The organism is Blastopirellula sp. J2-11, from assembly GCF_024584705.1.
GTDB lineage: Bacteria > Planctomycetota > Planctomycetia > Pirellulales > Pirellulaceae > Blastopirellula.
Window position 1 is genome coordinate 488219 of sequence record NZ_CP097384.1, and the last position, 23331, is coordinate 511549.

The window sequence follows — 23331 nt, forward strand, 5'->3', positions numbered from 1 at the left end:
GTTTAAATCGTCACAGTCGCTACGACAACTTCATTCGCGCCTTGCAGGCCGGCGCCATCGCGATAATCGTCAAGGTCGCCCGCTTAGAGTTCGCTAGCAGGCGTCATCGCTGGCACAGGCAGAGGAGCCGACGCCGGCGCCGGCGTGTGATGATGTGCATGGGGCGGCTCAAGCCAGCCGATTGCGACCGCTAGCAGCGCACCCAGCAACAACACGCTCGACAGTTTCCACTTGTCATGGGAGTGGAACTGGATCTCGGGGAGGATGTCGGAAAGCGAGATGCAGATGAAGACCCCTGCCGCAAAGCCGAGCGCGCCGCCAACCACGTTGTGTCGCCAAGCGTCATCAAGTCCGCCGATCGCAAAATAAAAGAGGACCACGCCGATCGGGCACATCAGCGAATAGCCGAAGTTGATCAGATTCATCGACGTCGCCGACCAGCCTCCAGCCCGCATCACAAAGGTGATCGACAGCGCATCGAGCGGCTTGTGCAGCACGATCCCTAAAAAGACGCCGAGGGCGAGTTTCGCCAATCCGCTTTCGGCATGCGCTGCAGCGGCGACCGCGGCCGCCAACGCGATTCCGTCAATCAGCGTATGCAGCGATAGTCCGAGAAAGATCCCCAGCCATCTCCAGGCCGATTTAGGCCCTTCGTCGCCATGATTATGATCGCAATGCCCATGTCCATCGTGATGGTCATGATCATGCGAATGTTCGGTAGCGGCGACTTCGGGATATTCTTTCTCCACCGGCGCATGATGGTGCGAATGAAACACCCGCATGAGGAAAAACATCGACAAGATGCCGACGAACATTCCCCCCACAGCGATGTCGATCGATCCGCTTTCGGCGACGCCATGCGGCAACAGATGCAGCACGCCGACTCCCAACATCAAGCCGCCGACGCCGCTCATCATCAGCTGCATGCGCGTATGGGTCAGTCGCATTACCGAGGGAAGCGCGCCGCCCAACATCGAGGCGGCGACAATCAACCCGCAATAGACGGTAAGTACGACAAATTGGTCCATGGCCCTACTGGGAAGCGGCGGAATGAAACGAATTTGTCCACGATAGACGTTCGGCGTGAAAATGCAAGTGGATTGCATGAAGCGCAGCGACGCTCAGCGCTATAGCAGGCGAACGATCCCTCACAAGATTTCGATACTTTTGACGCCGTCGCCGCCGCAACGCCGTGCGACTTCCATGCAGCGCGTCGCCGCGTCCGCAAGTTCTTGGGATCGAAAATTCTTCGGCGCCAGCGCAATCGCCGCGGCTCCCACACTAATCGTCAGCGGAGCGGCGCCACCGATCTCGGCGCGTGCTTGGGCCCAGCTGCGGATTCCCGTCACCAAGCGTTTGGCCGTTTCCACGGCCTGCATCCGGTCGTGCAGCGGCAAAACGACCATCAAGACGGCGTCGGCCGAGACAAAGCAGCTTCCCGCATCGCCAATGATTGCGCTGACCGCTTTCTCCACCAATTGCCAGGTCTGGACAAGTTCGTCGGGCCCAGCATGCAACAGCAAGTCATCATACCGATCGAGAGTTAATTGTAAGACGGAAATTGGCTTCCGCATTTGTCGACAACTTTGAACTTCGACATCGAGTCGCGCCACCGAGGATTCGTCCAGCGCGATGTTCTTCGTAAACGCTTTCGCCGTTTCGATTGTCGCCACCATGGGGGCTTGCTTGGGGACGCTTGGGGGTGGGGCCGGAGCAGCGCTTCGCGGGCGATCACGAAAACTCGCGACAGCGGAGGTCAATTCTTTCGCTTCGCGCCAGGCTTCGTGCAGTTCCAATTCATCCGGATCATGGCGAGCGACATCGAGCGCCGCGTCCATGCTCGCTTCTGACAATCGTGCGTAGGCGGTCAGCATGATCTCTGAGTAAGAAGCTTGATCGTCGATGTGGACGCGCATGACGTTGGCCAATTGCTTAACCTTCGCTTCGACGCGCGCCGCAAGTTGTTCAAAATCAGCCAGATCGGCCGGACCATATTTTGCGACCGCCGTTACCAACGCCGGTAATGCGGCGAGACGCTTGCCGGCGAGAATATCGGACAGCCGATCGGCCAAGACCAGCGACCGTGCAGTTTCTGAGTGCGACTCCAGTTCAAGCGGAGCGGCGAACGGCAACGGCTTGATGGCCGACACCGCGTCTATGATCCCTGTTGGCAATTTCCAATGCGTGAGCAAACGACTGCTCAACACGATATGGTCAAAACCAAGCGTGCCAACTTCCATCTCCAAGAGAGACGCTTCTTCTTCGTCCGTTTTGCGGATGAAATGAGCGTACGGCGTTCCCAGGTCCTGCATCAAAACCAGCATGCCGATGTCGGCGAGCAAGCCGGCGATGAACGCTTCATCGCCGTTGCGATAGCCGAGAAACCCCGCAATTTCGCGGGCGGCGACCGCTTTGGTCAGTGCGATGCTCCAGTATCGTCTCAGCGAATCCGCTTCAACGCCGTCCAGCATCTCCCGCGGCAGACTAAAGCCGAGCACTAAAAGCTTGAGCGGCTTCATCCCCAACAGCGCCAGCGCTTGATGCAGATCGGAGACTTGTCGTGACAGACCAAACAGGGGACTGTTCACTGCGCGCAAGATCTTGATCGTCAGTGCAGGATCGCGCTCGATGCAGTCTTTTACTTGAACGGCGTCGATCGAAGGCCGACCTGTTATTTCCAACACTTCCATCGCCACAGCAGGCAAGGAATAGAGTGAACTAGCTCGCTCTACGAACTGCTGGATATATCCAGTTTCGGCGGCGGGTTGAGAGGTCATAGCATACGGGCAGATATGGGGGAGCAGGAAAGGTAAGCCCTTTATTTTGGGTTACCTAAAAGACTAGCTCACTCCACGCAATGCGACCGCCCAAAATAAGCGTTACGACCGCGCCAGCCCCTACGAAACGATCGATGCTGAATTGGACGAAGATGACTCCTGCGCCTTTTCGGACCGCGGAACTCCGGCGACCAGGGTCATGCGGACCAACTCGGCCAAGCTGCGTGCGCCCATCTTGCGCATCACATTCGCCCGACGAAGTTCAGCCGTACGCAAACCGATGTCCAATTCCTTCTTGATCACCTTGTTTGGCTTCCCTTCCAAGACGCGCAACAAGACGTCGCGTTCGTCCGCCGAGAGCGAATCAATCCGCGATCGATAGCCATCTCGCTCTGAGATCCGGTGAAATTGGGCTTCCTCTTGCTCCATCGCCTGTTGGATCGCTTCGGCGATCTCGCCGGGACGTCCCACTTTTTCCAGAAATGTAGTAGCGCCCGCCTGCATAGCGCGAACAGCCAGGCGGACATCGGCGTATCCCGTGACCACGACGACCGGCAAGTTCAAATCTTGCTCTTGCAGACGATGCACAAGATCGACGCCAGAGATCCCGCCCATTCGAACATCCGCGACGACGCAACCGCGTCGACCAGGATCAAACTGTTCGAGAAAGCTCTCCGCCGACTCAAACTCTATCGCCGGATAGCCTAGCGACTGGACGACCGATGCAAGCGAAATTCGCGCATCGCGATCATCATCCAATACATATACGACTTTTTGTTGGTTCATTTCTGCCCCATCGAGTGAAATGCGTTTCGCCAACTTGGCGAACGTGCTCTTGCACGAAACATGACCAACGCTGTCTCAATCACACCCGGTCTATGCGATCTAGCCAGCGAACGTCTTCGCCCCTCACTATAGGGTTCCCAGAAATTCTCGATATGTATGAAACGATATTTGGCGCATTTCCACATCCAAGGTGCGGAGAGGCGCAAGAGGCCAACGCCTTATACCGCGTCGTTGATCGCCTGTTTCGCCAGCATAACGGGAACATCACCTACGAGTTCCACCCTACCCAGCTTCGTCGGCAGCACGAATTGCAACTTGCCGTGTTCCACTTTCTTATCTCGTTGCATCGCCGCCATGACCAGGTCGATATCAACTTGGGGAGGAACCGTCGGTAAACCAAGCTCTGACAACAGGTTCTGTTGACGTTGCGTGACGTCGGGCGCTATCCGGCCCAGCGATTCCGCGAGCCGCGAAGCGCACAACATACCGATCGAAACCGCTTCCCCATGCAGCAACTGACCATAGCCGCACGTCGCTTCAAAAGCATGACAAAACGTATGGCCATAGTTCAGTACCGCGCGCAAACCGGTTGTCTCCCGTTCGTCTGCTTGCACGACATCTGCTTTCAGCTGGCAGCACCGAGCGATCACCTGCGTCAGTGCTTTCCGATCGCGCCGCTGAATCGCCGCGACATTCGCTTCCAAGTATGCGAAAAAGTCGGGGTCCAAAATCACCCCATATTTGACCACTTCGGCCAGACCGGCGCGATATTCTCGTTCGGGGAGCGTCGACAAGACGTCAACATCGATCAAAACTCCCTGCGGCTGCCAAAACGCGCCGACCATGTTCTTGGCGGTAGGAAGATTGACGCCGACTTTGCCTCCCACGCTACTGTCGACTTGCGCCAACAGTGTTGTCGGCACCTGAAAAAACGAGAGTCCGCGGGCAAAGGTTGCCGCGAGAAAGCCGGCCAGATCGCCGACCACTCCGCCACCCACGGCGATAACTACCGTTTTGCGGTCCGCGCCTTCGGCCAGGCTTTGGTTCCAAAGCTGATCGGCCATCGCGATCGATTTGCTGGTTTCGCCGGTTGGTACGCACAACAGCGTCGTGCGCATCCCTGCCGCGGCGCAAGCTGCGGCGATTCGTTCAGCGTAGAGAGGGCGCACGTCTTCGTCGGTGACCAAGATCGCGTGCGATATTTTGGTTCGCGCTGCAAAAAATTGGGGCGCCGTGTCGATAATCCCCGCGCCAATTTCAATATCGTAGCTGCGTTCGCTCAATTGCACGCGAACGATTTCATGTTCCGCCGTCAACGCTGCTCGCTTCACAAGTAAAAGGAAATCAAAGTCGATCCGGTGGGTTAGGCGCTTGCGCCGACCCGATCGAGATCTTCCGCAGTCACGCTAATCATGCGGCAAAAACCGGTATGGATCCGGACATATTCCAATTGACTGCAACTCGCCGCATCGTCATGCAGCAAACGCTCAATTCGCGGGCGATCGGCCGCAGGAATCTCGCTATCAGTCGGCCAAATGGTTCGTTCTTCTACAATCAACGCTTCGCGATATGGATCAAAATCGTCAGGCATCGATCCCACTCCCGGAAAATAGTCGACCTGCAAGCGGTCATCCGCTGCGGAAAACCTAAGTATACTATGACGCGGTCGAACGAAAAATTACCTCTATCCCGCTTCTATGGTTGCATGAAAACTCGCGGAACATGGCTGGTCGCCGCTATTCTCCTGCTCGCGGCGACAATCGCCGGGCTCAATCTCGCTTACCATTGGAGTCGCACCAGGGAGGCGATCACCTATTTTGGGCCTGATGATGTCGTCCTCATCCGCAGCGCCAAGCAGGTGCAACTGGTCCGCCAGATCGATGGAAACGAGCAGCGACGAGACATCTCGCACGTCGCCGATCTCGACGATCTGCAAAAAGCGTTGGTCGAAGACGCCAGTTATCGGTTTCCAGGCGTCGACTCGCCGTGCGAGCCGGATTGGCCGATTGCGTTGGAGTTTCACCAGGACGGTAAGACCTGCACCATCGCGATCGATCTGGATTGCGGTCAGATTAAATCGGCAGGGCGCGAAAACGGACTCGACGCGGCGCCAATCCAAGACGGCCTGCGCGAGTTTATTGACTACGCCGTTTCTCGTTCGACGCCGATCCTGGTCACGGACGGCTCGGAATGAATCCGGCGATCACTCCGGCGATGAGTCCGCAGGTATGACCCCAGTTGGCGATATTGCCGACAAAACCGAGCCAGCAAAGCCCGAACCAAAGCATCATCATCAGCACCGACTGACTTGGCAGGTAGATGCCAAACTGCGGCTCAAAGGTCGACTTCACCCAGGCGAAACCAAACAGTCCAAACAAGACGCCGGAGATGCCGATCGCATAAAGTTCGCTGGCGTTGCCGGTAATAAAAATTGACGCCGACGCCGCCGCAACGTTGCCAAAGATCGCTAGCCCCAGCACCATCAGCAAGTAGCGGCCCGATCCCAAACGGCGTTCTAAGATTCCGCCAAACGAGTACCACATGTACATATTAAAAGCGATGTGCATCAGACCGCCGTGCGGAAAGATCGGCGTGATCAAGCGCCAAACCTGTCCGGCTTCGATCGCGACAAACGGATCGTGCTTGAGCATCGCCGCCGGCAACATGGAATAAGGGGCGAAGGTCAGCCAGTCGATCAACCAGTTGCCCTTCAATCCCGGCACAAAATTGGGGGCGAAAAAGCTGACCGCCGTCACGCCGATGCAGATCCACATGATGGTCATGGTGACCGGAGCCATGCGCGACATCATGCCGGCCCCCCCTAACTTGCCTCGCATGTCATGCATATTCTTGCGGCGTTGTTCGTTCTTCAGGTATTCCACCTTTCGAATCGAATTCGCTTCTTTCGAAGCGTCAGCGTAGCGCTGGTCGCTGGGGTTCGAAAGATAGGCCTGAAGCTCGCTGCGCGCCTGGTCGATGTGCGATTCGTCATGAATCCAGACGACGAACTCGCCGTTTCGCGGATCGGACTTCGCTTCGATCCCTTGCGTCAAAAGGTAGTCGACGAAGCGGGCCGCTTCTTGATCCGTTGCAATCGCGCCGATTTGCCGCATTTCACTATTGTCGCCCTGGGGACGCCTTATTGGGTCGCAGCCCAGGCGTCACGCACGATATCGTGCGCCCCGTGCTGCGTCTTGTTCCGTTCAGTTCCAGTCACTCGACTATTGTAGAACAGACGAGCGACGATGGGCGCCGCCCCTGCGACTAATCGCGCCATCCGTAACGCAGAATGCACCAAATCGCCTGAATTGCGTCACGCATGCCGATCTTCTTGCCGCTTTTCCAGCTGCGCGCGTTGTATGAAATCGGTCGCTCCACGATACGAAAGCTGCGGCGAGCGAGCTTGGCGGTAATTTCGGGCTCAAACCCGAAACGGTCTTGCTCGATTGTCACCGAGCGCAGGGCCGAAGTCCGAATCGCCTTGTAACATGTCTCCATGTCGGTGATTTTCAGTCCGGTCGTAAAATTCGACAGCCAGGTCAAACAGCGATTTCCGGCGCGATGAATCCAAGACGAGTTCACATGACGCGCTTCGCTAAATCGCGATCCATAGGCGACGTCCGCTTCTCCTTCGAGAATCGGCTGAATCACCGTCAGGATATCGCGCGGCTCGTATTCAAGATCGGCGTCTTGCACGATGACAACTTCGCCGCTCGCCGCGGCGAAACCGGTTCGCAAAGCGGCCCCTTTGCCCTGGTTTTGGTCGTGATACTTGATCTTCAGATCGACGTAATGCGCAATCCGGGCCAACACGTCGCGCGTGCCGTCGGTGCTGCAATCGTCGACCACGATGATCTCGGTGTCGATCGGTAACTGATGAATCCGACGGACAATCTTTTCAATCGTTTCGCGCTCGTTGTAAACAGGGATCACAACGCTCAACCGAAAGCCGGGCGGAAAATGATAGTCGCACGGAGCGCAGCGCTGCTCGGTTTGATCGGCCGCCAGCGCTTGCGACAGACGGTCAATCTCGTCCAAGCGGCGATCCATTGCAGTAATGGTTTCTCCTTCCCAATCGAAGGAGTCACGCGGCGAACTGGTTCGCGGCGCAATCATAGAGGCTGGCATTCTATTTTCCTTTTTCAGTGTGATCTGGCATGATGGGTGGTGAAGGTTGCGCAAACGCGATCGCCTGACGACGAACCGGATGTGCAGGCCACGCAACTGCGCCAACTTGCGGGGCGTCGCTGATTTGGCGCTCTCGTGGCGGAACATAACGCGTTGAGCTCGGCTCACCGTACTCGTCACGACGTCCCCAAACTTGGGCAAGTGAATCTTGATAAAGCAGCGTCCACTCATCCGAGTGTTGCTGCATCGCTTGGGTCGAATAAGGTTGACCACGATCGATCAGCACTAGATCGGGCCGGCCATATTTCAACACGCGGCCTGCGTCGGGAGGGCCTGACTCAGCGCTCCGATTTCGCAGCTTGGGATCGGGTCCCAAAATCAAATCGAAGTGCATGTCGAGCACCTCTTGCGGATAACTGGTTCGAAATCGACCATCGAATTGCAACTGCGTATCGCCATCGCTGGCCAACGCGTGGATCGCATACTGGGCCCAGTTATAGGTCGCTACCAGACGGCCTTGCAGATGATGATCGGCCATGTATTGCATCGCTGACACAGGATACTGAGCGCGCGGCGTCGGCATCTGCGAAAGCCGAGGAACCAGCGCCGTGATCAACACCACATACACAACGGCCAGGCCGCCCCCCATCATCCAGGCTTGTCGCGGCGACGGATGTTCGGTCGCCGAACTAGCGCCAAGACAACGCCGCCATGCCGAAGCGAAATGCGGTGCGTACCACAGCCCAAACAAGATCGCCAAAAACGGCGTGTGTCGTTGATGCGCCAGCGCTTGCCAACCGACGACGCCGGTGATCGCCAACTGCGTAAAGTCGAGCGGCTTACGGCTTAGCAAGATCGCAAACGCCAACGCCGCGATCAACGCAACAAAAGCGATCGACGCCAGATTCAGTTCGTACAACGGATGCCATTCGGTGATCTCGGGCCGCGCCGTCCGCAAGGAATTGAGCAACCAAAGATGCAAGTTGGGCCCGTATGGATTCACCAACGTCGCCAGACCGCCGACGACCGCCATCAACGTCAAGCGACGCATCATGCCGGCGCCTTGCCAGCCGCGATCGAGCGATAGCTCGAGGAAACGGCAAATCAGATATCCCAGAAAAACGGCGTACCCGGCGACAAATCCGCCATGCGCGTTCGCCCAAACGAAAAAGAGAGGGACGCAAAGCCATAGCCATTTCATGCGCGGGTGCGAAGCGGCGAGCGGTCGATAATCTTCACGACGAAACTGCGCCCCCAACCAGGGCAAACGCCAGTCGTTGCGCCAGCCGGCGAAACATTGGTCCAGCAATACAATGAGCAGGGTGAACAGGGCGAAGCTTGATAGCTGCGGTCGCGCATTCCAGTGGTTCGTCAAGTTGAGCGCCGCCAACAGCGCGACCATTCCAGAGATCATCAGCGGCAAACGCTGCGACTCGCAGCGCCACAGCATGACGCCGACGATCGCTAGTCCCAGCAAACACTTGCCCCACAACAGACCGACAGGGCCAATCGTCTCGGCTCCAATCGCCAAAACGACTTCGCTCAGATTTTCATGATTGATCCAGCGGTATCCCTCGGCCGTGTAGCTGTAAGTGGTCGTCGCCGGCAGCCCTTCGCGCAGCAGATCGGCGCCATATTGCACGTGCCCCCACAGATCGGGATCGGCGACGTGAGGCGTCACGGCCATCGCGACCGCTAACAAAATAGCGACCAGCATTCCCCAATGAAGAATGCTCCGCACAGCGGCTGGGGATTTGGAATCGACCGACATAGCGAAAAGAGTGGGTGGGAAAGTGGACGAAAATTCTCCGAATTCAATGCAAAAGAGTAGGTCATACAGTTTCATCGGCCGGAAAATGAGACCTTGTCGCGGGAATCCGGAAAAAAAAGAGCCGTAAATGCCGGGTTAACGGCCAGCCGCACGGCCGGCGCCCGCCTAACACGTTCCGATTCTGCCGACTATGATGGGGCGATTCGTCTAATCTCGCCGCCGTGCGGGGGCTCCCCTCCAATCCTTTCGTTAGTTCGTCCAATGAAGATCGTCGTCGCTTCCGACCACGCCGGCTTTCACTACAAGCAAGCGATTTTGGAGCATTTGCAGAAACTGGGACACGAAGCTACCGATTACGGCACGTTTTCAGCCGAGTCATGCGACTATCCCGATTTCATCATGCCAGCCGCTCAGGCAGTCGCCGATGGTAAATTTGAGCGAGGAATCGTTCTCGGAGGTTCCGGCAACGGAGAGGCGATCGCCGCCAATCGGATCCGCGGCGTACGCTGCGCTTATTGCTGGAGCGTCGAGACTGCCCAGCTAGGCCGAAAGCACAACAACGCCAATGTGATCGCGATCGGCGAACGTCTGATCGAGTTGCCGCTGGCGCTAGAAATTGTCGACGCTTGGCTCGTTGGCGAGTTTGAAGGGGGCCGACATCAACGTCGCATCGAGAAGCTCGACGAGTTTGAAGGCTAGAGCAAAGTTTCCTTAGCTTGGCGCTAGGCTAATTTAGCTCTTCGCTAGCAACGATGGCGCCAAGCAACTGCCCCACTTCAATTCGATCGTCTTCATCGACCATCTTCATCGAGAGGACGCCCGACTCGGGGGCGACGACGTCAAACGTCACTTCGCCGGCGAAGACTTCGAGCAAACGATCTCCGCGGTAGACCGGCTTCCCCTTCGGAACCAGCCACATGCTGGCGCGAAGCGTCGAGTCATCCAAACCGAGGTCGGGCAATATCAAGGGAACTTGGCGAACTTCTGACATAAAGGGCAAGACCGCGCGATCGATGTTTTTGTTAACGTGCGGCGGAATAAATAACGGCCAACCGCGATCCAAACAAGATCAAAACGAATCTTGGCGCGCATAAAAAAGCGACGTGCGCCTTGCCGCGCACGCCGCTCTCATCCCTCTTCTACCTGGCGAGACACAGGCTTGCTTCTTAGATTGCGTGATCGTCTTTCACTGCCGGCGGTTGCGGTTGTCCCTGCATTTGGCCGCGCATCTGAGCTTTCATCTCTTCGAGCATCTTGTGGATCTGCTGCAGTTGCTGTTGCATCATGGCGTCCGGCGCGCCTTGCGGCAGCAGCGATTCAATATCGATTTCGCCCTGCTGGCCAAACGGCATGCCGCCCAAGGATCGCTCAATGAGCGGGCGAATATCTTCCGGCAACTGATCCAGTTGGTCGGCGGTGATATCGTAAGACTTGCCATCTTTTTCGATATGCAGCTTCGCCGGCTGGTCCCCTTGGTGCTCGATCTGAACGGTGATGTTCTGACCCGCTTGCGGCAGAGCACGCATTGCGCCGGCCTGCGGCATCAGTTGCCCAGGACCAAAAAATCGCATCCGCATCGCATCGCTCGGCAGTTGCTCTGACATGCCGTGCATCATTTGTGCTTGGGTGATCGCCGCGACGTCTGCTTGCGTCATCGGCCGGGGGCTCACTTCCAACGTCGTTTCTTTGCCGTTGTGCAGTACGACCAACTTGAGCGTCTCTCCTTCGCCGCCGCGCACCGCTTCGACCAACTTGCGAGCTTCCGCCAACGGGCGCCCGTTCAACTCAAGCAGCACGTCGTCCGCTTCTAGCCCCGCTTGCGACGCCGGGCTGCCGTCAAACACCGCTTCGACATAGACGCCTTTGTCGGCCAGTTGCGGCAGATGTCGCTTGAGTAGGGCAGGCACTTCGGCGGCCATCTTGGCGCCGATCCAAAAGTTCTGCTTGGCCTCTTGTTTCTCGGGCTTCGCTTCATCAGCCGGTTTGGCCTCCACCGGCTTGGCTTCAACGACTTTGGCGTCGTTATTTCCTTCTTGCGCCGCCAGCAAATTGCCGCCGCCGACTGTCGCCGCCATCGCAGCCAACATCAAGCCTTGGGAATACCAATTCGATTTCATCGCTTCAAACTCCTGCTTAAGTCTGGTTTGTTTTGCGTGTGGTCGGCGGTTTGCATCGACTTAGGGAAAGTAATGCTTCGGGGTCGGCTCCACGACGACCTCTTGCATGGGAATCACCGCCTGACGTCCATCTTTTAAAGTCACCGGCACCCACTGTTGCTTCTGCTGATACTTCCGGCCGGCGTCGCTCAGCTTTTGCAACTCTGCAGGGCTCATTCCGAACGAAGTCGGAAAAGGCGCCGCAGGATCAAATGGTTTGCTGTCATCAATCGCAATCGGCATCCGATCGACTCGGTCGCCGGAACGATAGTTGACGAACAGCCCATTCTCTTGCGGAGAATTTTGAGAAATCGGCGAAACCACCGCAGCGCCGCCGCTGTCCGGGGTCGAAAGGAAGGGCGCAGCCAACTGACCGCCGATAAACGCGATCATGACCGATGCGGCGAGCGCCGCTAGTTGACCCAAGCGGCCATCCCAACCGCGGGCGCCGTGGAGGATCGGCGCCGCGGTGGGAGTTGCCGTTGTGGCGCGGGGAATCGCCACGGGGGGGGAATCAACCGTTTGCGGTACTGCTCGCCGCCAAACTTGGTTTTCGACGAATGTCAGCGCACAATCGCGCCATGCCTCTTCCTGATCCAGCCGCGTCAGTAAGTGCCGCTCTTGCTCGGCTGACAGTTCGCCGTCGACCAATAAATCAATCTGACGTTGTAATTCGATTCGTTCGTTTTCGTTCATCGGCGAGTCGCTCCTGCGACGTTCCTGGCACGTAGTTTGTCGCGTAGTCGCCCGCGAGCCCGATGCAGTCGCGCTTCCACTGCGCTATGGCTCGCGCCGATCCTGTCGGCGATTTGCTGGTAACTCCAATCTTCCAAATACTTCAGCAGCAAAATCTCGGCATCGCGCTGCGGAAGTTCCGCAAGCGCTGCGCGGACTTGCTGCTGCCGTTCATCCGCCAGAAGCCAACCGAGCGGATCCCGCTCGGCCGGCGATCCGGCCTGCTGAGCAAATTGCTCGATCTTGCGTTGCTGTCGCCCCTGCTTTCGCCGGAATAGCAACGCCTGACGGATCGCAATCTGGTACAGCCATGGTCCGACGCGCTCCAGATCACGCAGCTTGTCGCTGCCCGATATCGCCGCGGCGAACGTCTCTTGAAACGCATCCTCAACATCGTCCTTGTTGCGCAAGCGTGCATACAAGACCGCGCGCAGCCATTGCTCGTGTTCAGCAAGAATGGCTGGCCAGTCGGGCTTCATGCGGTTGTCTGCGCTGCTGGACAAGGTGCTACTCACTGTTCGCATAGATAGTTACCGCTGACGCCGTCGTCTTGCGGAGATTCTCAGAAAAAAGGGGGCCCGATTGAGATCTTTGGCGCATCAGCCCTTTTTACGCAGGAAATCTTGGCTTGGTTTTCGCTATGGGGCCGGCAATTATGGACTTTTTCTCCCCTGGCCGACATAATGCGCCAGCGTTACTAACCTGAAATTTCCGCCCAAACATGTAACTTAGGGCTTTTTGTGAGCCGCTAAGGGGAGTCGAGAAATGAACCAAATTATGAGATGCTGGTGCGTCTTCTCATTAGCCGCGAGCCTGTTGGGGACGCAGTTCGTCCTTGCCGCCGAGCCCACGAAAACTGTCGCAAAGAGTAACGCCGCTATGTCGATTGCATCTCAACCCTTCGGCCAAACCGCCGACGGCCAAGAGGTCACCCTGTTCACGGTCAAGAATGGGGATCTGGAAATGGAACTGATCAATTACGGGGCGACCATCGTTTCGCTGAAATGCCCCGACAAGAATGGAGTGCTCGCCAACGTCACCGTTGGCTTGGACGACGTCGACCTGTATGAAGGGGGCCATCCTTATTTCGGCGCGACGGTCGGTCGCTTCGCGAACCGGATCGCCCAAGGAAAATTCTCGCTCGACGGCAAAGAATATAGCCTGGCCTTAAACAACGGCGAAAACACGCTGCACGGCGGAACCAAAGGTTTTAGCCGCTACGTCTGGAACGCCCAAGAAGTAAAAGAGGCCAACAGCGTCGGCGTCGCTTTTACGCGCACCAGTCCCGACGGCGAAGAAGGGTATCCCGGCGCTTTGACGGTCACGGTCAAATATCTGTTGACCGACGACAATCAGTTGGTCATGGATTACACCGCGACCACCGACGCTGCGACTGTGTTGAACTTGACCAATCATTGCTATTGGAATTTGGCCGGAGTCGGCAGCGGCAAGGTTTACGATCACCAACTGAAGTTGGAATCCAACGCCTATCTGCCGGTCAGCGACGCGCTCATTCCGACCGGCGAAGAAGCGCCCGTCAAAGGGACGCCGATGGACTTCACCATGTTCAAACCGGTCGGCCAAGATCTGCAAGCCACCGGCGGCGATCCGGTTGGCTACGATCATTGCTTCGTCCTGGGGAGTCACGGCAAGTCTGCTTTGGCCGCGACCATCAAAGATCCCAAGTCAGGCCGCGTGATGGAGGTCTACACTACCCAGCCCGGCATCCAGTTCTATACCGGCAACTTTTTGAGCGGCCTACCGGCTGAAGCTCGGACCGGCCAGCACGAAGCGTTCTGTCTCGAAACGCAACATTACCCCGACACGCCGAACCAACCGAACTTCCCGACCAGCACGTTGAAGCCGGGCGAAAAATTTCATGAGCAGACGGTGCATAAGTTTCGCGTCGAGAAGTAGACGCGCGGCGCATAACAACGAGAAACGGCGTCCAATTTCAGGACGCCTTTTTTTATTTCGAATGAAGGTCAGGCCTTGGCCTGACCAGCCACAAGCAAACCAAGACACTAGCCCGAATCGCGAGCCGAAGGATAGCGTACTCCACTCCCATAGGGCTGCGAGATTGCCAATAACGCCGTCCAATCGCGCAGCGGTTCATTTGAAAACCGATCGTCCTCACGAATCGCCGCTTCCCTATTCTTTGACATGAATGACCTTTGGCAGTTGGCTTCCAGGGGATCGAAAATGATGGCGCCCGCATTCCTTCGGTTCGCGCCTCGGGCTAGTGTTCAATTGGTTCGAAAAGGCGCAGCTTCAAAACTTCAAGACTCGTGGTGCGGGTTAGGAAGAGAGATGCCGGCCAAAGATTATCCGTTGACAAAACGCACGGTTGGTGGTCCGATCCAATCGATTTTCGGAGGGTGCGTCAAGTCGCACTAGGCCCTGCTGACCCGCGAAGGTCACCAACGCTTGGATTCGCGAGCACGCGCCCAACGAGCTGCTAGCGATGTGGGCCGTTGAACTGGCCGAGGTGGATCCGCCGAATCAAGTCGAACGCGTTCGTTGGGTGCTGCTCACTTTGCAGCCCGTCGAAACGGTGGAGCAAGCCCAGCACGTGATCGACCACGATGCGCAGCGGTGGGCGATCGAAGAATATCACAAGGCGCTGACGACCGGATATCAGGTCGAATCCCGTTATTATGAAACGGCCGTGCGTTTGGAATGCATCACCGGCCTGTAGGCGATTGTGGTGACGCAGTTGCTGAAGCAGCGCAACCTAGCCGAGGAACAGCTGGAACGCCCAGCGATCGAGGTCGTGCCGCCGCAATGAGTCAAGACGATCATCCAGGTCCGTCAGCGTAACGACCCGCGCGCCAAGCGTCTGGATGCAGCGACGATGCCCCTCGCTGATTTCGTGAAATATTTAGCCGGCTAGGCGGCCACCTTGGCTGGCAAACCCAAGATGGTCACCCTTGTCGCGTGTATGCGAAAACTGCTTGACGATCAAGGCAGTCGCTACTGCTTCAGTTAGCCCAGGCAGCTCTGCATATACTTCAAGCTGCCGTCGACCAGCGCTTCGAGGCCTGGTTCATAGTTGAAGACTTCGACCGAGACCCAGCCGTCGTAGTTGACTTCTTTGAGTGCGGCGAAGATGGGGTGGAAGTCGATGTCGCCCATGCCGGGGCCCAGCTTGTTGGCGTCGTTAGCGTGGAAGTGGGCGATGTGGGGTACGCTGTCGCGGATGATCTGCGGGATCGGTTTGGTCTCGCTCGACATCGCTTTCACGTCCAAGTGCAATTGGCAGTTGGGGGAGTCGATCATCTCGCGCAGTTCGAGCCCCTTTTCGGCGGTTAGCAAGAAGTCCCCTTCGGCAGGGCCGAGCGGTTCAAGGGCGAGCGTAATGCCGCATTCTTCCAGCGTCGGCATCGCGCGGCGGAGACAATCGGCCGCGAGCTTCATCGCTTCAGCTTCGGTCACGCCGGGCAATAGATTGCGCTGCTGCGGGCTTCCCAGCACCATGATCGTGCCCCCCAGATCGCGACAGAGTCGCGCTAGTTCGGCGAAGTAATCGCTGGTGCGATTGCGGACTTCGTCGTCGGGCGTCGTCAGATAAAAACCTTCGGTTTTCGCCAACAGCCAGTGGAGGCCGATCACGGTGACGCCTGCGTCTTCGGCGGCGCGACGCGTCTCTTCACGCTGCTGCGGCGTAATGTCATAGGCGCTTTTGGCCATCGTGAAGGGGGCGATTTCGACGCCGGTATAGCCAGCGTTTTTGGCGTATTCAAAACCGCGGGCCAGAGGCCAGTCTTGGAAGGTCTCGTTGCAGATACCGAATTTCATAACACTCGTCAGGTGGGTTCAAGAGGGAAGAAAATGCCTAGCGTGGTCGTTATTCTTTGCGACCGCCGCCGCTGATCAACCGGAGGGCCGCCACAAACAACGCGCCGCCGATGATCGACCAGATGATGGGAAGTTGCACTCCGCCGATTTCGATCGGCAACGGCTCGGGCATGCCGGTGAACTGCGCTAGTTTGCCGCCGAGCATCGAGCCGACGAACGCGACAGCGATTGATACAAAGCAGCCGCCGTTGGTGCCGCCGACCAGGCTGCGCGCGACGCCGCCGCAAATTGCGGCGACAATCAGAAACAGCAAGATTTCAAACAGGGTCATGCTTTCGGTTCCTCAGCAGGAGAGGAGGTTTCTTTCGCCGTGCGAAGTTTCGCGCGGATCGATTTTAGCCGCTCGGCCAGTTCCGCTTCAAAGCCGCGGGGGACCGGGCGATAGTATTCGCGATCGACGCCCAGGTAGTCTTGGGCGGCGACTCCATCGTCGGCGTTATGGGCGTATTGATAGTCGGCGCCATGTCCCAAGGTTTTCGCCCCTTGATAATGCGCGTCGCGCAGATGTACCGGGACCGGGATCAAGCGTCCTTCGCGGACATCTTGCACCGCTTCGCCGATCGCGATCGTCGCCGCGTTCGACTTGGGCGCACAAGCCAAGTAGGCGACTGTTTGGGAGAGCGTGAGTTGGCACTCGGGCAGGCCGATGAACTCGCAGGCCTGCATCGCCGAGACGGCGAGCGTCAACGCGCGGGGATCGGCGTTGCCGACATCTTCGCTCGCCAGAATCACCAGGCGTCGCGTGAGAAAGCGAACGTCTTCGCCTCCTTCCAGCATGCGAGCGAGCCAATACAACGCGGCGTCGGGATCGCTGCCGCGGATACTTTTGATCAGGGCGCTGGCGGCGTCGTAGTGCGAGTCGCCGTCGCGATCGTACTGCACCGCTTTGCGCTGCACCGACTCGGCGGCGAGTTCTTGCGTGAACTCGACGGGGCGCTCTTTGCTCGACAGCACGCCGATCTCTAAGGCGTTCAGCGCGCGACGCGCATCGCCGTCACTGACTTCGGCCAAAAAGTGGATCGCGTCTTCGTGGATGTTGATCGGGATATTGCCGAGCCCTACCGACTTGTCGGCCAGCGCGCGGTGGATCAACTGCTTAATGTCGCTAGGCGACAACGGTTGAAACTGAAAGACCTGGCTGCGGCTGACCAGGGCGCTGTTGACGGCGAAGAAGGGATTGCTGGTCGTCGCGCCGACCAGGATGACGATTCCATTTTCGACATCTGGCAACAGCGCGTCTTGCTGCGACTTGTTGAAGCGGTGGATCTCGTCGATGAAGAGCAATGTGCGGCGGCCGCCGACGGCGATCTCATCTTTCGCCTTTTGCAGGACTTCGCGAAGTTCTTTCACGCCGCTGGTGACCGCGTTGAGTTGCTCGAAGCGGCTCCGGCATTCGCGGGCCAACAGTTGCGCCAGGGTCGTTTTGCCGGTTCCAGGGGGACCGTAAAAGAGGACCGAGTTGAGCCGATCGGCCTGAATCAGCCGGCGTAGCAGCTTCCCTTCGCCCAGAAAGTGCGTTTGTCCGGCGAACTCTTCGAGCGTGCGGGGACGCATCCGCGCGGCGAGCGGACGGATGCGATCAAAGTTTTTCGCTTCCGCTTTTTCGAATAAAGAGGACACTGGCGCGACCATCGGAGGAAAGGATTCGACCATACTATTGGAATCGTACGAAGCTGCCTGGGCAACCGGGCGGCGTCGCAATTCCCCAGCAGCTTTCGCCCCCTGAGCGAAATGAAGTTACGTAAAATGATCTGGATTGGATTGGGCGTCATCGGAGCCGTTGTGCTTTTTTTCGTCTTCGCGGTCGTGATGACGGTCGACGACTGGTCGCGGGATCTCTCGACGAATGTAGCGGAGACGAGAATCAAAGCCGCGGATCCGCTGCTGCGCCCGCTGTTGGTGAAGGGAACCGCCGACTGTGCAGCGAAAGTGGTTCAGGAGCAGATCGCTAGCCTCTCACGATGGAACGTGGAAAGAGTCGACGGCGGTGAGAAAACCGTCATTCATGCAACCCGCAAGACGCCGCTTTGGGGATTTGTAGACGATATCCGGGTCACGATCACGCCGGGTGATGAAACGACCTCGATCACAGTCTACAGCAAGTCGCGATTGGGGAAGGGAGACCTGGGGCAGAACCCGCGGAATATCAAAGAGCTGATGCGGCGGTTGCAGACGGTGGAGGAGTTTGCGTGGAAGTGCGAGGAATGAACGGAGGTTTCTTTGCGTCGCCCGCCAACGCCTGTTTTGAAGTTGCGCAATTTCCCTGGTTGGCCGCGATAGCTCGGGCTATCGGGGCCGACGAAGTCGGTAAGAGGCATCGAGCCGCAGTCGGACGAACTTCGGTGGTCGCTATACCGTTGGAAATAGCGAAAAGCCCCTGAACTGCTTACCGGGAACCAATGCCTCTTACGGCTGCGCCGCCGCGGATAGCGGAGCTATCGCGGCCAACCAGGGAAATTGCGCAACCTCAAAACTGGCGCGTCGGGCTGTGAAGAGAAATTCGATGCTTGGCACGTTGTGCGACTACGGAATCTCTTTCGGCAGCGGGCCGATCTCCGCTTTGCGGACATACATCTCGGCGCCTTCGGTTTGCAGCAGGATCTTTCCTTGTCGCGGAATGACGTTGCTGGCGCGGTTGACGACGACTCCGTTGACGCGATAGACGAGCTTGTCGCCGACGCAGAAACATTCGAGCTTGGTCCACTCTTGGCCGGGGCTTTCGACATCGTCGGGGCCGCGGAAGTCAACCACGTCTTTCCAGTTGGGATCACGACCGAACCAGTTGATGCGGCCTTTCGGGAAGGTGGTTGCTTCTCCGGTGGGAGACCAAACCGCTTCGCCGTCGCGATCGCGGACGATGGTGCAGGTAGCAGACGCTTTCAGCGGCTTGCCCGCGGCGTCTTTGCCTGCCAGAACCAGGATATCGCCGACGCCACCTTCGATGATCTGGCATTCAATGGAGGTCATCCAGGGGCCGGGCTTGGTGGCCGAGCCGCCGAAGCCGCCGTCGGGGCCTTGGCAATGGAGCAACAGCCCGCCGTCGCGAGCGCGGCCTTTACGCGTGAGCAGCGTTTCGGTTCCCCAGCGATATTCAAGCACCAGGTAATAGTCGGCGTACTCTTGGTGCGTGATCAGACCGCCGAAGCCGTCGCCGGAGATTTTGAGGATTCCATCTTTGCCCATTGTGAAGACATGCCGAGGATCTTCGTAACCGCCGTCGGTCAGCCAGGTGTAAAAATGTTGGGACAAGTCGCCTTGGCCGAGCAGTGAGATCGTCTCGGTCGGCGTGATCGGCTTGGCGGCGGCCGGGGAAGTCTCTTCCGCCGAAACAAGAGAAGTCGGCAGACCAACAAGCAAGACGATGAAAGCGCACAGGCGATAGACAGACATGTTCTGGCGTGACCTAATTCGGAAGGCAGGGAAGGGAGCGACGGATATCAGGATTTCACGAGACATCATCGGCGGAATCTCTAGTGTCGCAGGTCGTCCGGCGTCATTCCAGGCGTTTCTGCCGCATTTCTGGGCGTTTGTTTTACCTGCGACTGCAGGCCGCGGCGCCGGAGATGGATGGCGTGACCCAGCGATTGTCTTGAATGCGGGCCTGTTTATGCGGCGCAACGCGTCGTCTTCGCGGCTGGGCTTAGCGATCTTTGCAGTTCTTTACTCGCCATGATGAGGGTGAGTCCACACCAACCGACCAGGCAATATTCGTGCTCTCGGAGGAAGCAATAGAGCCGGGATTCGCTGACTTGTGAAAACAGCGGGTTGTGCGTTTCGACGGCGATCAGACGCGGGGCATATCTCGCGAAGTCGAGCGAGGCCAAAACTTCCAGATCATGCCCTTCGGCGTCGACCGAGAGTAAGTCGATCTGGCGATCCCTATAGGGTGACTCGTCGAGCAAGGTCGTCAGCTTTGCGCAGCGCGTCGTGCGACGAACATAGTTGGGGTCGCGTTTCGCAAATTTTGCATCTAACGAGATCGTGAGCGAATAGAAACCGTTCGAGTAGTAGTCGATTTCCCCTTCTTGATTGGAGACGGCGCAACTGATGTTGATGTCAGCCGGTCGAGCGATTTGAAAGGCTTCGATTTTGATCGCGTCGATATCAATATTTACGCCGCGCCAGCCGTTTTGATAAAGCTGCCAGGTGTTGTTGAATTTCTGCGGATGAAAGCAGCCGACATCCACAAAAAAACCTTGATAGTCCTGGGGAAAAAAGCGGTTGATCGTGATGTCTTCGGCAAACTGCGAATAGTGTCGGTACGACGACTTGCACCAATACAGCTTTCGCCACAGATAGAGCTTCTTGAAGAGCCAAGATTTCTCAAGCCAGAGAGGCAAGTGCATGTAGTTGAGATTCATCCGCGTTTTCCCGGCAATTTCGGTTTCTCGGATTGGCGCTTTACGCAATTTTCTAGGAGATATGGTTGGCTTTTTATGGCCAAAGGGGTGGGGGTTTATCGTTGGAAATCATCGACCATGCAAGATGGATCTTTGTCCCGAAGGAAGTCTGGCAGCGATTTTCCCCTAGATATGCGGGGAGACGGGCTGCAGGAGAGTTGCCCTAGCTTTTCAGCTTGATTATTTTCGCCAATTTGCCATGCCGCTTCGGGGAAGAGCGGATCCGGCGACTGCTCCGCTTTTCCGCCTATCGCAAATCGCGCGGCGCTGCTGCAACTTTGCCGGGGACGCCCCCTTCGTAGATGCTGAACTCGCCCCAGACCGGCATGTGGTCTGAGATTTCCAGCGCTTCGTCGATCGACAGATTGAATTCGCGGACGAAGTCATGCACGCCGCCGCGGCCATTAAATTCGCTGGTCGCCGGCAAGGTGAAATAGAGATTGTCGTACGACGCTGTTCCCCGCGTGTTGGTCATCATCCCGGTCACCGCCGGCGAGAGCCCGGTTAGGCTGCCGAACTCGCCCAAGTTGCGTTCGTCGGTATTGAAATCGCCCAGCAGGATCACGTCATCTTCGCCGCGGCCATCGCCGCGTACGGCGCGTAGGACGTCGTCCATCACGTTGATTTCATCTTTGACTTCGTCAGGATCGGTGTGGATGTTGACCAGGGTAAAGGTGAACGCTTGCTCGGGATTGGGCCCGCGAACCCGGAACCAGGCGACCAGCGGTTCGCGATGGAGCGCGTCGCCGGGATCGTCAATCGTATAGAGCTGCGTACGATCGATCTCGATGCTGGCGGTGTCATAGATATAGGCGTACTGCTCTTTGCTGTCGCTCCGTCCCAGACGAGGACCAATGACATAGTCGTAGTGGCGCCCTGCAGCGTTAATTTGGTCGATGAATTCCGGTAAAATGGATTGATCGAGCGAGCGAATCTCCTGGATCGCCATCACGTCGTACTGACGAACGATCTGCGCCAGTCGAGCCATCACATGCGGTTTGTCCGCTTTGCTGCGGCCAAAGACTTGAATATTGAACGAAGCGATCCGGATCGTCTCGCCGCCGCGCGTGATCGGCGCTTTGCGAGAACTAACCAGTTGGCTGGTTCCGGATCCTGACGCATCGGCCGACGCCATCGCGTCGCGGGGGACTACTTTCAGCCCTTCGAGTCCTTCGATGCGAAAGTTCTGAAAGAAGAACCAGGTCGCTCCACAGGCGATGGCGGCCAGGGCTAGTCCGCTCGCTTTGTTCACCATTCGCTCCAGGTCAGGAAATTGCGCCGGTTAGGCTTGGGGGAGAACGCGGTTGCTGCACCGGTTCAAAAAGTTGGGGAGAGCCTCAGCGGCGAAAAACCGAGACCGAAGATCTCCTTTTCGTTGTATCGACCGTTGGCTCGCTTTATCTTGGAAGGGGTGTTAGAGCCTCATACGTGCAGGAGAATCGATGCGGTTTACCTGGTTGCTAGCAGCGGCATGCTGGACCATGGCGGCACAACCGGCAAGGTCGGATACCGTGATCTTAGCTAGCGGCGGAAAGATCTCAGGCGACTTGCAAGAGAGCGCCGGCGACTTGGATGCGCCGCAGCGGATCGTTTCGTCGTATGGCGTGGTCGAGTTGGCTTCTGAGCAGATTGTCGAGATCGAGCGGGAACCGCCGGAGTTGGAGCAGTACCGAGAGCGGGCCAGCCGCGCGGCGGCGACTATCGTCGACCAATGGAGCCTGGTGAAGTGGTGCCGAGAGAACGGTCTCTATGACGAGGCGAATCGGCATTGCGAGCAGATTGTGAAGCTGGATCCCGATCATGAGCAAGCGAGAAAGCTGCTCGGTTTTCGCAAGCGAAACGGAGAGTGGAGCCAGCGCGAAGACTATATGCAGTCGCGAGGCTTCATCCGTTACCAGGGGCGCTGGCGAACGCATCAGCAAGTGCAGTTGATGGAAGAAAAACGTCTGATCAAAGCGGCTCAGGTCGCGTGGTACGTGCGGCTGAAGCGTTGGCGCGAATCGCTGGGTACGCCGCACGAGCGCGAGAATCAGATCGACTTTTCTCAGCTACGCGATCCGATGGCGATGCACGGCTTGATGACGCTGCTGGGCCGGGAAGACAACCTCAAGCTGCAGCGACTTTATATCGAAACGCTGGGGAACTTGGATCGCAACGCGGCGCTCAGTTTTTTGCTGAATCATTCGGTCTATCAAAACAATCCCGATCATCGCGAGATGTGCATGATCGAAGTGCTCAAGCATCGCCATCCGCAGATGATCGAGCGCTATGCGCGATTTCTCACGTCGTATGACAACAACCTGGTCAATCGCGCCGCCGATTGTCTGGCGGCGCTAGAGTATCCTTCGGCGGTGCTGCCGTTGGCCAATGCGCTGCGGACGCGGGTCATCATGCGCGAGTTTCGTAAAGGGGCGAACGGACAAGTCTTTGAAAAGAATGCGATCTACCATTACTCGCGATTTCCCGTTTCGCAGCGTTTTGACATCGTCGGACCGACTCCCTCTTACCGGATGAGAACAGTGGATGACGTTTTGGAAAGTTCGCAAAACGCCCATGCGATTGCTTGGGTCGAGAATCCTCATGTCTACTCGGCGCTGCGCAATCTGACAGGCGGCGGCGATTTCGGTTATAACGCGGCAAGTTGGAAAGCCTGGCACACGCAGCGACAAGTGTCGGCGACGCCTGTGATCCAAGCTCGGCGCGAAAACTAAAACGTGGAA

The 23331-nt window shown here is 57.6% G+C and carries 24 protein-coding genes; 6 read left to right on the forward strand and 18 right to left on the reverse strand.

What is annotated here, in order from left to right; all coding sequences use genetic code 11:
• Nucleotides 1–83 precede the first annotated feature (83 nt).
• The 5 genes from M4951_RS02040 to M4951_RS02060 all read right to left on the reverse strand — a co-directional run bounded on the left by M4951_RS02040 (nt 84) and on the right by M4951_RS02060 (nt 5154).
• Nucleotides 84–1106 carry a ZIP family metal transporter gene (locus tag M4951_RS02040; protein WP_262024819.1) on the reverse strand — a complete coding sequence of 341 codons (1023 nt, stop codon included), beginning with the start codon at nt 1104–1106 and terminating at the stop codon, nt 84–86.
• A 42-nt stretch (nt 1107–1148) separates the two neighbouring features.
• On the reverse strand, nt 1149–2777 hold the full coding sequence (locus tag M4951_RS02045; protein WP_262024820.1) for an HDOD domain-containing protein: 1629 nt from the start codon (nt 2775–2777) through the stop codon (nt 1149–1151).
• 120 nt (nt 2778–2897) lie between these two features.
• Nucleotides 2898–3563 (reverse strand): response regulator transcription factor, encoded by a 666-nt coding sequence (locus tag M4951_RS02050; RefSeq protein WP_262024821.1) that lies wholly within the window; start codon nt 3561–3563, stop codon nt 2898–2900.
• A gap of 218 nt (nt 3564–3781) precedes the next feature.
• Nucleotides 3782–4852, reverse strand: a complete 1071-nt coding sequence (gene aroB, locus M4951_RS02055; protein WP_262024822.1) for a 3-dehydroquinate synthase — start codon at nt 4850–4852, stop codon at nt 3782–3784.
• A gap of 74 nt (nt 4853–4926) precedes the next feature.
• Nucleotides 4927–5154, reverse strand: coding sequence for a hypothetical protein (locus M4951_RS02060; RefSeq protein WP_262024823.1), 228 nt, complete (start codon nt 5152–5154; stop codon nt 4927–4929).
• A gap of 114 nt (nt 5155–5268) precedes the next feature.
• On the opposite strand from M4951_RS02060, the gene M4951_RS02065 reads away from it, so the two are divergent.
• Nucleotides 5269–5757 (forward strand): hypothetical protein, encoded by a 489-nt coding sequence (locus M4951_RS02065; RefSeq protein WP_262024824.1) that lies wholly within the window; start codon nt 5269–5271, stop codon nt 5755–5757.
• On the opposite strand, the gene M4951_RS02070 is transcribed toward M4951_RS02065, so the two are convergent.
• From M4951_RS02070 to M4951_RS02080, 3 genes are all read right to left on the reverse strand, one after another.
• Entirely contained in the window at nt 5738–6676 is a 939-nt protein-coding gene (locus tag M4951_RS02070) for a rhomboid family intramembrane serine protease (RefSeq protein WP_262024825.1), read from the reverse strand. The genes M4951_RS02065 and M4951_RS02070 overlap by 20 nt on opposite strands.
• 151 nt (nt 6677–6827) lie before the next feature.
• The gene (locus tag M4951_RS02075) at nt 6828–7691 is read right to left on the reverse strand and encodes a glycosyltransferase family 2 protein (RefSeq protein WP_262024826.1); all 864 of its coding nucleotides are present in this window, start codon (nt 7689–7691) and stop codon (nt 6828–6830) included.
• A gap of 1 nt (nt 7692) precedes the next feature.
• Nucleotides 7693–9432: a hypothetical protein gene (locus tag M4951_RS02080; RefSeq protein ID WP_262024827.1), complete on the reverse strand. Its 1740-nt coding sequence runs from the start codon at nt 9430–9432 to the stop codon at nt 7693–7695.
• A 291-nt stretch (nt 9433–9723) separates the two neighbouring features.
• Between M4951_RS02080 and rpiB the strand changes: the two genes are divergently transcribed.
• On the forward strand, nt 9724–10161 hold the full coding sequence (rpiB, locus tag M4951_RS02085) for a ribose 5-phosphate isomerase B (RefSeq protein WP_262024828.1): 438 nt from the start codon (nt 9724–9726) through the stop codon (nt 10159–10161).
• Nucleotides 10162–10189: 28 nt separating this feature from the next.
• Here rpiB and M4951_RS02090 read toward each other — a convergent pair whose 3' ends face one another.
• From M4951_RS02090 to M4951_RS02105, 4 genes are all read right to left on the reverse strand, one after another.
• On the reverse strand, nt 10190–10453 hold the full coding sequence (locus M4951_RS02090; protein ID WP_262024829.1) for a lipoyl domain-containing protein: 264 nt from the start codon (nt 10451–10453) through the stop codon (nt 10190–10192).
• Between the two features lie 175 nt (nt 10454–10628).
• Nucleotides 10629–11579, reverse strand: a complete 951-nt coding sequence (locus tag M4951_RS02095; protein ID WP_262024830.1) for a PDZ domain-containing protein — start codon at nt 11577–11579, stop codon at nt 10629–10631.
• Between the two features lie 60 nt (nt 11580–11639).
• Nucleotides 11640–12314: a hypothetical protein gene (locus tag M4951_RS02100; RefSeq protein WP_262024831.1), complete on the reverse strand. Its 675-nt coding sequence runs from the start codon at nt 12312–12314 to the stop codon at nt 11640–11642.
• Nucleotides 12311–12856 carry an RNA polymerase sigma factor gene (locus M4951_RS02105; protein ID WP_262024832.1) on the reverse strand — a complete coding sequence of 182 codons (546 nt, stop codon included), beginning with the start codon at nt 12854–12856 and terminating at the stop codon, nt 12311–12313. Before M4951_RS02105 ends, M4951_RS02100 begins: the two co-directional genes overlap by 4 nt.
• A gap of 376 nt (nt 12857–13232) precedes the next feature.
• Here M4951_RS02105 and M4951_RS02110 point away from each other — a divergent pair, with 376 nt between their 5' ends.
• Both M4951_RS02110 and M4951_RS02115 read left to right on the forward strand, forming a co-directional pair.
• Complete coding sequence (locus tag M4951_RS02110) at nt 13233–14270, forward strand: aldose epimerase family protein (protein ID WP_262024833.1); 1038 nt, start codon at nt 13233–13235, stop codon at nt 14268–14270.
• A 547-nt stretch (nt 14271–14817) separates the two neighbouring features.
• Nucleotides 14818–15051 (forward strand): hypothetical protein, encoded by a 234-nt coding sequence (locus M4951_RS02115; RefSeq protein ID WP_262024834.1) that lies wholly within the window; start codon nt 14818–14820, stop codon nt 15049–15051.
• Between the two features lie 287 nt (nt 15052–15338).
• Here M4951_RS02115 and M4951_RS02120 read toward each other — a convergent pair whose 3' ends face one another.
• From M4951_RS02120 to M4951_RS02130, 3 genes are read right to left on the reverse strand one after another with little or no spacing between them, the layout of a single operon-like run.
• Nucleotides 15339–16151: a sugar phosphate isomerase/epimerase family protein gene (locus M4951_RS02120; RefSeq protein WP_262024835.1), complete on the reverse strand. Its 813-nt coding sequence runs from the start codon at nt 16149–16151 to the stop codon at nt 15339–15341.
• Between the two features lie 49 nt (nt 16152–16200).
• Nucleotides 16201–16482, reverse strand: coding sequence for a GlsB/YeaQ/YmgE family stress response membrane protein (locus tag M4951_RS02125; protein WP_262024836.1), 282 nt, complete (start codon nt 16480–16482; stop codon nt 16201–16203).
• On the reverse strand, nt 16479–17831 hold the full coding sequence (locus M4951_RS02130) for a replication-associated recombination protein A (RefSeq protein ID WP_262024837.1): 1353 nt from the start codon (nt 17829–17831) through the stop codon (nt 16479–16481). Before M4951_RS02130 ends, M4951_RS02125 begins: the two co-directional genes overlap by 4 nt.
• Nucleotides 17832–17942: 111 nt before the next feature.
• Between M4951_RS02130 and M4951_RS02135 the strand changes: the two genes are divergently transcribed.
• Nucleotides 17943–18419: a DUF1499 domain-containing protein gene (locus M4951_RS02135; protein WP_262024838.1), complete on the forward strand. Its 477-nt coding sequence runs from the start codon at nt 17943–17945 to the stop codon at nt 18417–18419.
• A 315-nt stretch (nt 18420–18734) separates the two neighbouring features.
• Here the strand turns inward: M4951_RS02135 and M4951_RS02140 are convergent, their stop codons facing one another.
• The 3 genes from M4951_RS02140 to M4951_RS02150 all read right to left on the reverse strand — a co-directional run bounded on the left by M4951_RS02140 (nt 18735) and on the right by M4951_RS02150 (nt 21866).
• Complete coding sequence (locus tag M4951_RS02140) at nt 18735–19601, reverse strand: DUF1080 domain-containing protein (RefSeq protein ID WP_262024839.1); 867 nt, start codon at nt 19599–19601, stop codon at nt 18735–18737.
• Nucleotides 19602–19816: 215 nt separating this feature from the next.
• Complete coding sequence (locus tag M4951_RS02145) at nt 19817–20572, reverse strand: FkbM family methyltransferase (RefSeq protein WP_262024840.1); 756 nt, start codon at nt 20570–20572, stop codon at nt 19817–19819.
• Nucleotides 20573–20858: 286 nt separating this feature from the next.
• Complete coding sequence (locus tag M4951_RS02150) at nt 20859–21866, reverse strand: exonuclease/endonuclease/phosphatase family protein (RefSeq protein ID WP_262024841.1); 1008 nt, start codon at nt 21864–21866, stop codon at nt 20859–20861.
• Nucleotides 21867–22053: 187 nt separating this feature from the next.
• Here M4951_RS02150 and M4951_RS02155 point away from each other — a divergent pair, with 187 nt between their 5' ends.
• Complete coding sequence (locus M4951_RS02155) at nt 22054–23322, forward strand: hypothetical protein (RefSeq protein WP_262024842.1); 1269 nt, start codon at nt 22054–22056, stop codon at nt 23320–23322.
• Nucleotides 23323–23331 lie beyond the last annotated feature (9 nt).

Bases quoted from the DNA above. Each gene is read 5' to 3' on its own strand.
- M4951_RS02040 (WP_262024819.1), bottom strand. From the start codon at position 1,106: ATGCAATCCACTTGCATTTTCACGCCGAACGTCTATCGTGGACAAATT.
- M4951_RS02045 (WP_262024820.1), bottom strand. From the start codon at position 2,777: ATGACCTCTCAACCCGCCGCCGAAACTGGATATATCCAGCAGTTCGTA.
- M4951_RS02050 (WP_262024821.1), bottom strand. From the start codon at position 3,563: ATGAACCAACAAAAAGTCGTATATGTATTGGATGATGATCGCGATGCG.
- M4951_RS02060 (WP_262024823.1), bottom strand. From the start codon at position 5,154: ATGCCTGACGATTTTGATCCATATCGCGAAGCGTTGATTGTAGAAGAA.
- M4951_RS02065 (WP_262024824.1), top strand. From the start codon at position 5,269: ATGAAAACTCGCGGAACATGGCTGGTCGCCGCTATTCTCCTGCTCGCG.
- M4951_RS02070 (WP_262024825.1), bottom strand. From the start codon at position 6,676: ATGCGGCAAATCGGCGCGATTGCAACGGATCAAGAAGCGGCCCGCTTC.
- M4951_RS02075 (WP_262024826.1), bottom strand. From the start codon at position 7,691: ATGCCAGCCTCTATGATTGCGCCGCGAACCAGTTCGCCGCGTGACTCC.
- rpiB (WP_262024828.1), top strand. From the start codon at position 9,724: ATGAAGATCGTCGTCGCTTCCGACCACGCCGGCTTTCACTACAAGCAA.
- M4951_RS02090 (WP_262024829.1), bottom strand. From the start codon at position 10,453: ATGTCAGAAGTTCGCCAAGTTCCCTTGATATTGCCCGACCTCGGTTTG.
- M4951_RS02095 (WP_262024830.1), bottom strand. From the start codon at position 11,579: ATGAAATCGAATTGGTATTCCCAAGGCTTGATGTTGGCTGCGATGGCG.
- M4951_RS02100 (WP_262024831.1), bottom strand. From the start codon at position 12,314: ATGAACGAAAACGAACGAATCGAATTACAACGTCAGATTGATTTATTG.
- M4951_RS02110 (WP_262024833.1), top strand. From the start codon at position 13,233: ATGTCGATTGCATCTCAACCCTTCGGCCAAACCGCCGACGGCCAAGAG.
- M4951_RS02115 (WP_262024834.1), top strand. From the start codon at position 14,818: ATGTGGGCCGTTGAACTGGCCGAGGTGGATCCGCCGAATCAAGTCGAA.
- M4951_RS02120 (WP_262024835.1), bottom strand. From the start codon at position 16,151: ATGAAATTCGGTATCTGCAACGAGACCTTCCAAGACTGGCCTCTGGCC.
- M4951_RS02125 (WP_262024836.1), bottom strand. From the start codon at position 16,482: ATGACCCTGTTTGAAATCTTGCTGTTTCTGATTGTCGCCGCAATTTGC.
- M4951_RS02135 (WP_262024838.1), top strand. From the start codon at position 17,943: ATGAAGTTACGTAAAATGATCTGGATTGGATTGGGCGTCATCGGAGCC.
- M4951_RS02140 (WP_262024839.1), bottom strand. From the start codon at position 19,601: ATGTCTGTCTATCGCCTGTGCGCTTTCATCGTCTTGCTTGTTGGTCTG.
- M4951_RS02145 (WP_262024840.1), bottom strand. From the start codon at position 20,572: ATGAATCTCAACTACATGCACTTGCCTCTCTGGCTTGAGAAATCTTGG.
- M4951_RS02150 (WP_262024841.1), bottom strand. From the start codon at position 21,866: ATGGTGAACAAAGCGAGCGGACTAGCCCTGGCCGCCATCGCCTGTGGA.
- M4951_RS02155 (WP_262024842.1), top strand. From the start codon at position 22,054: ATGCGGTTTACCTGGTTGCTAGCAGCGGCATGCTGGACCATGGCGGCA.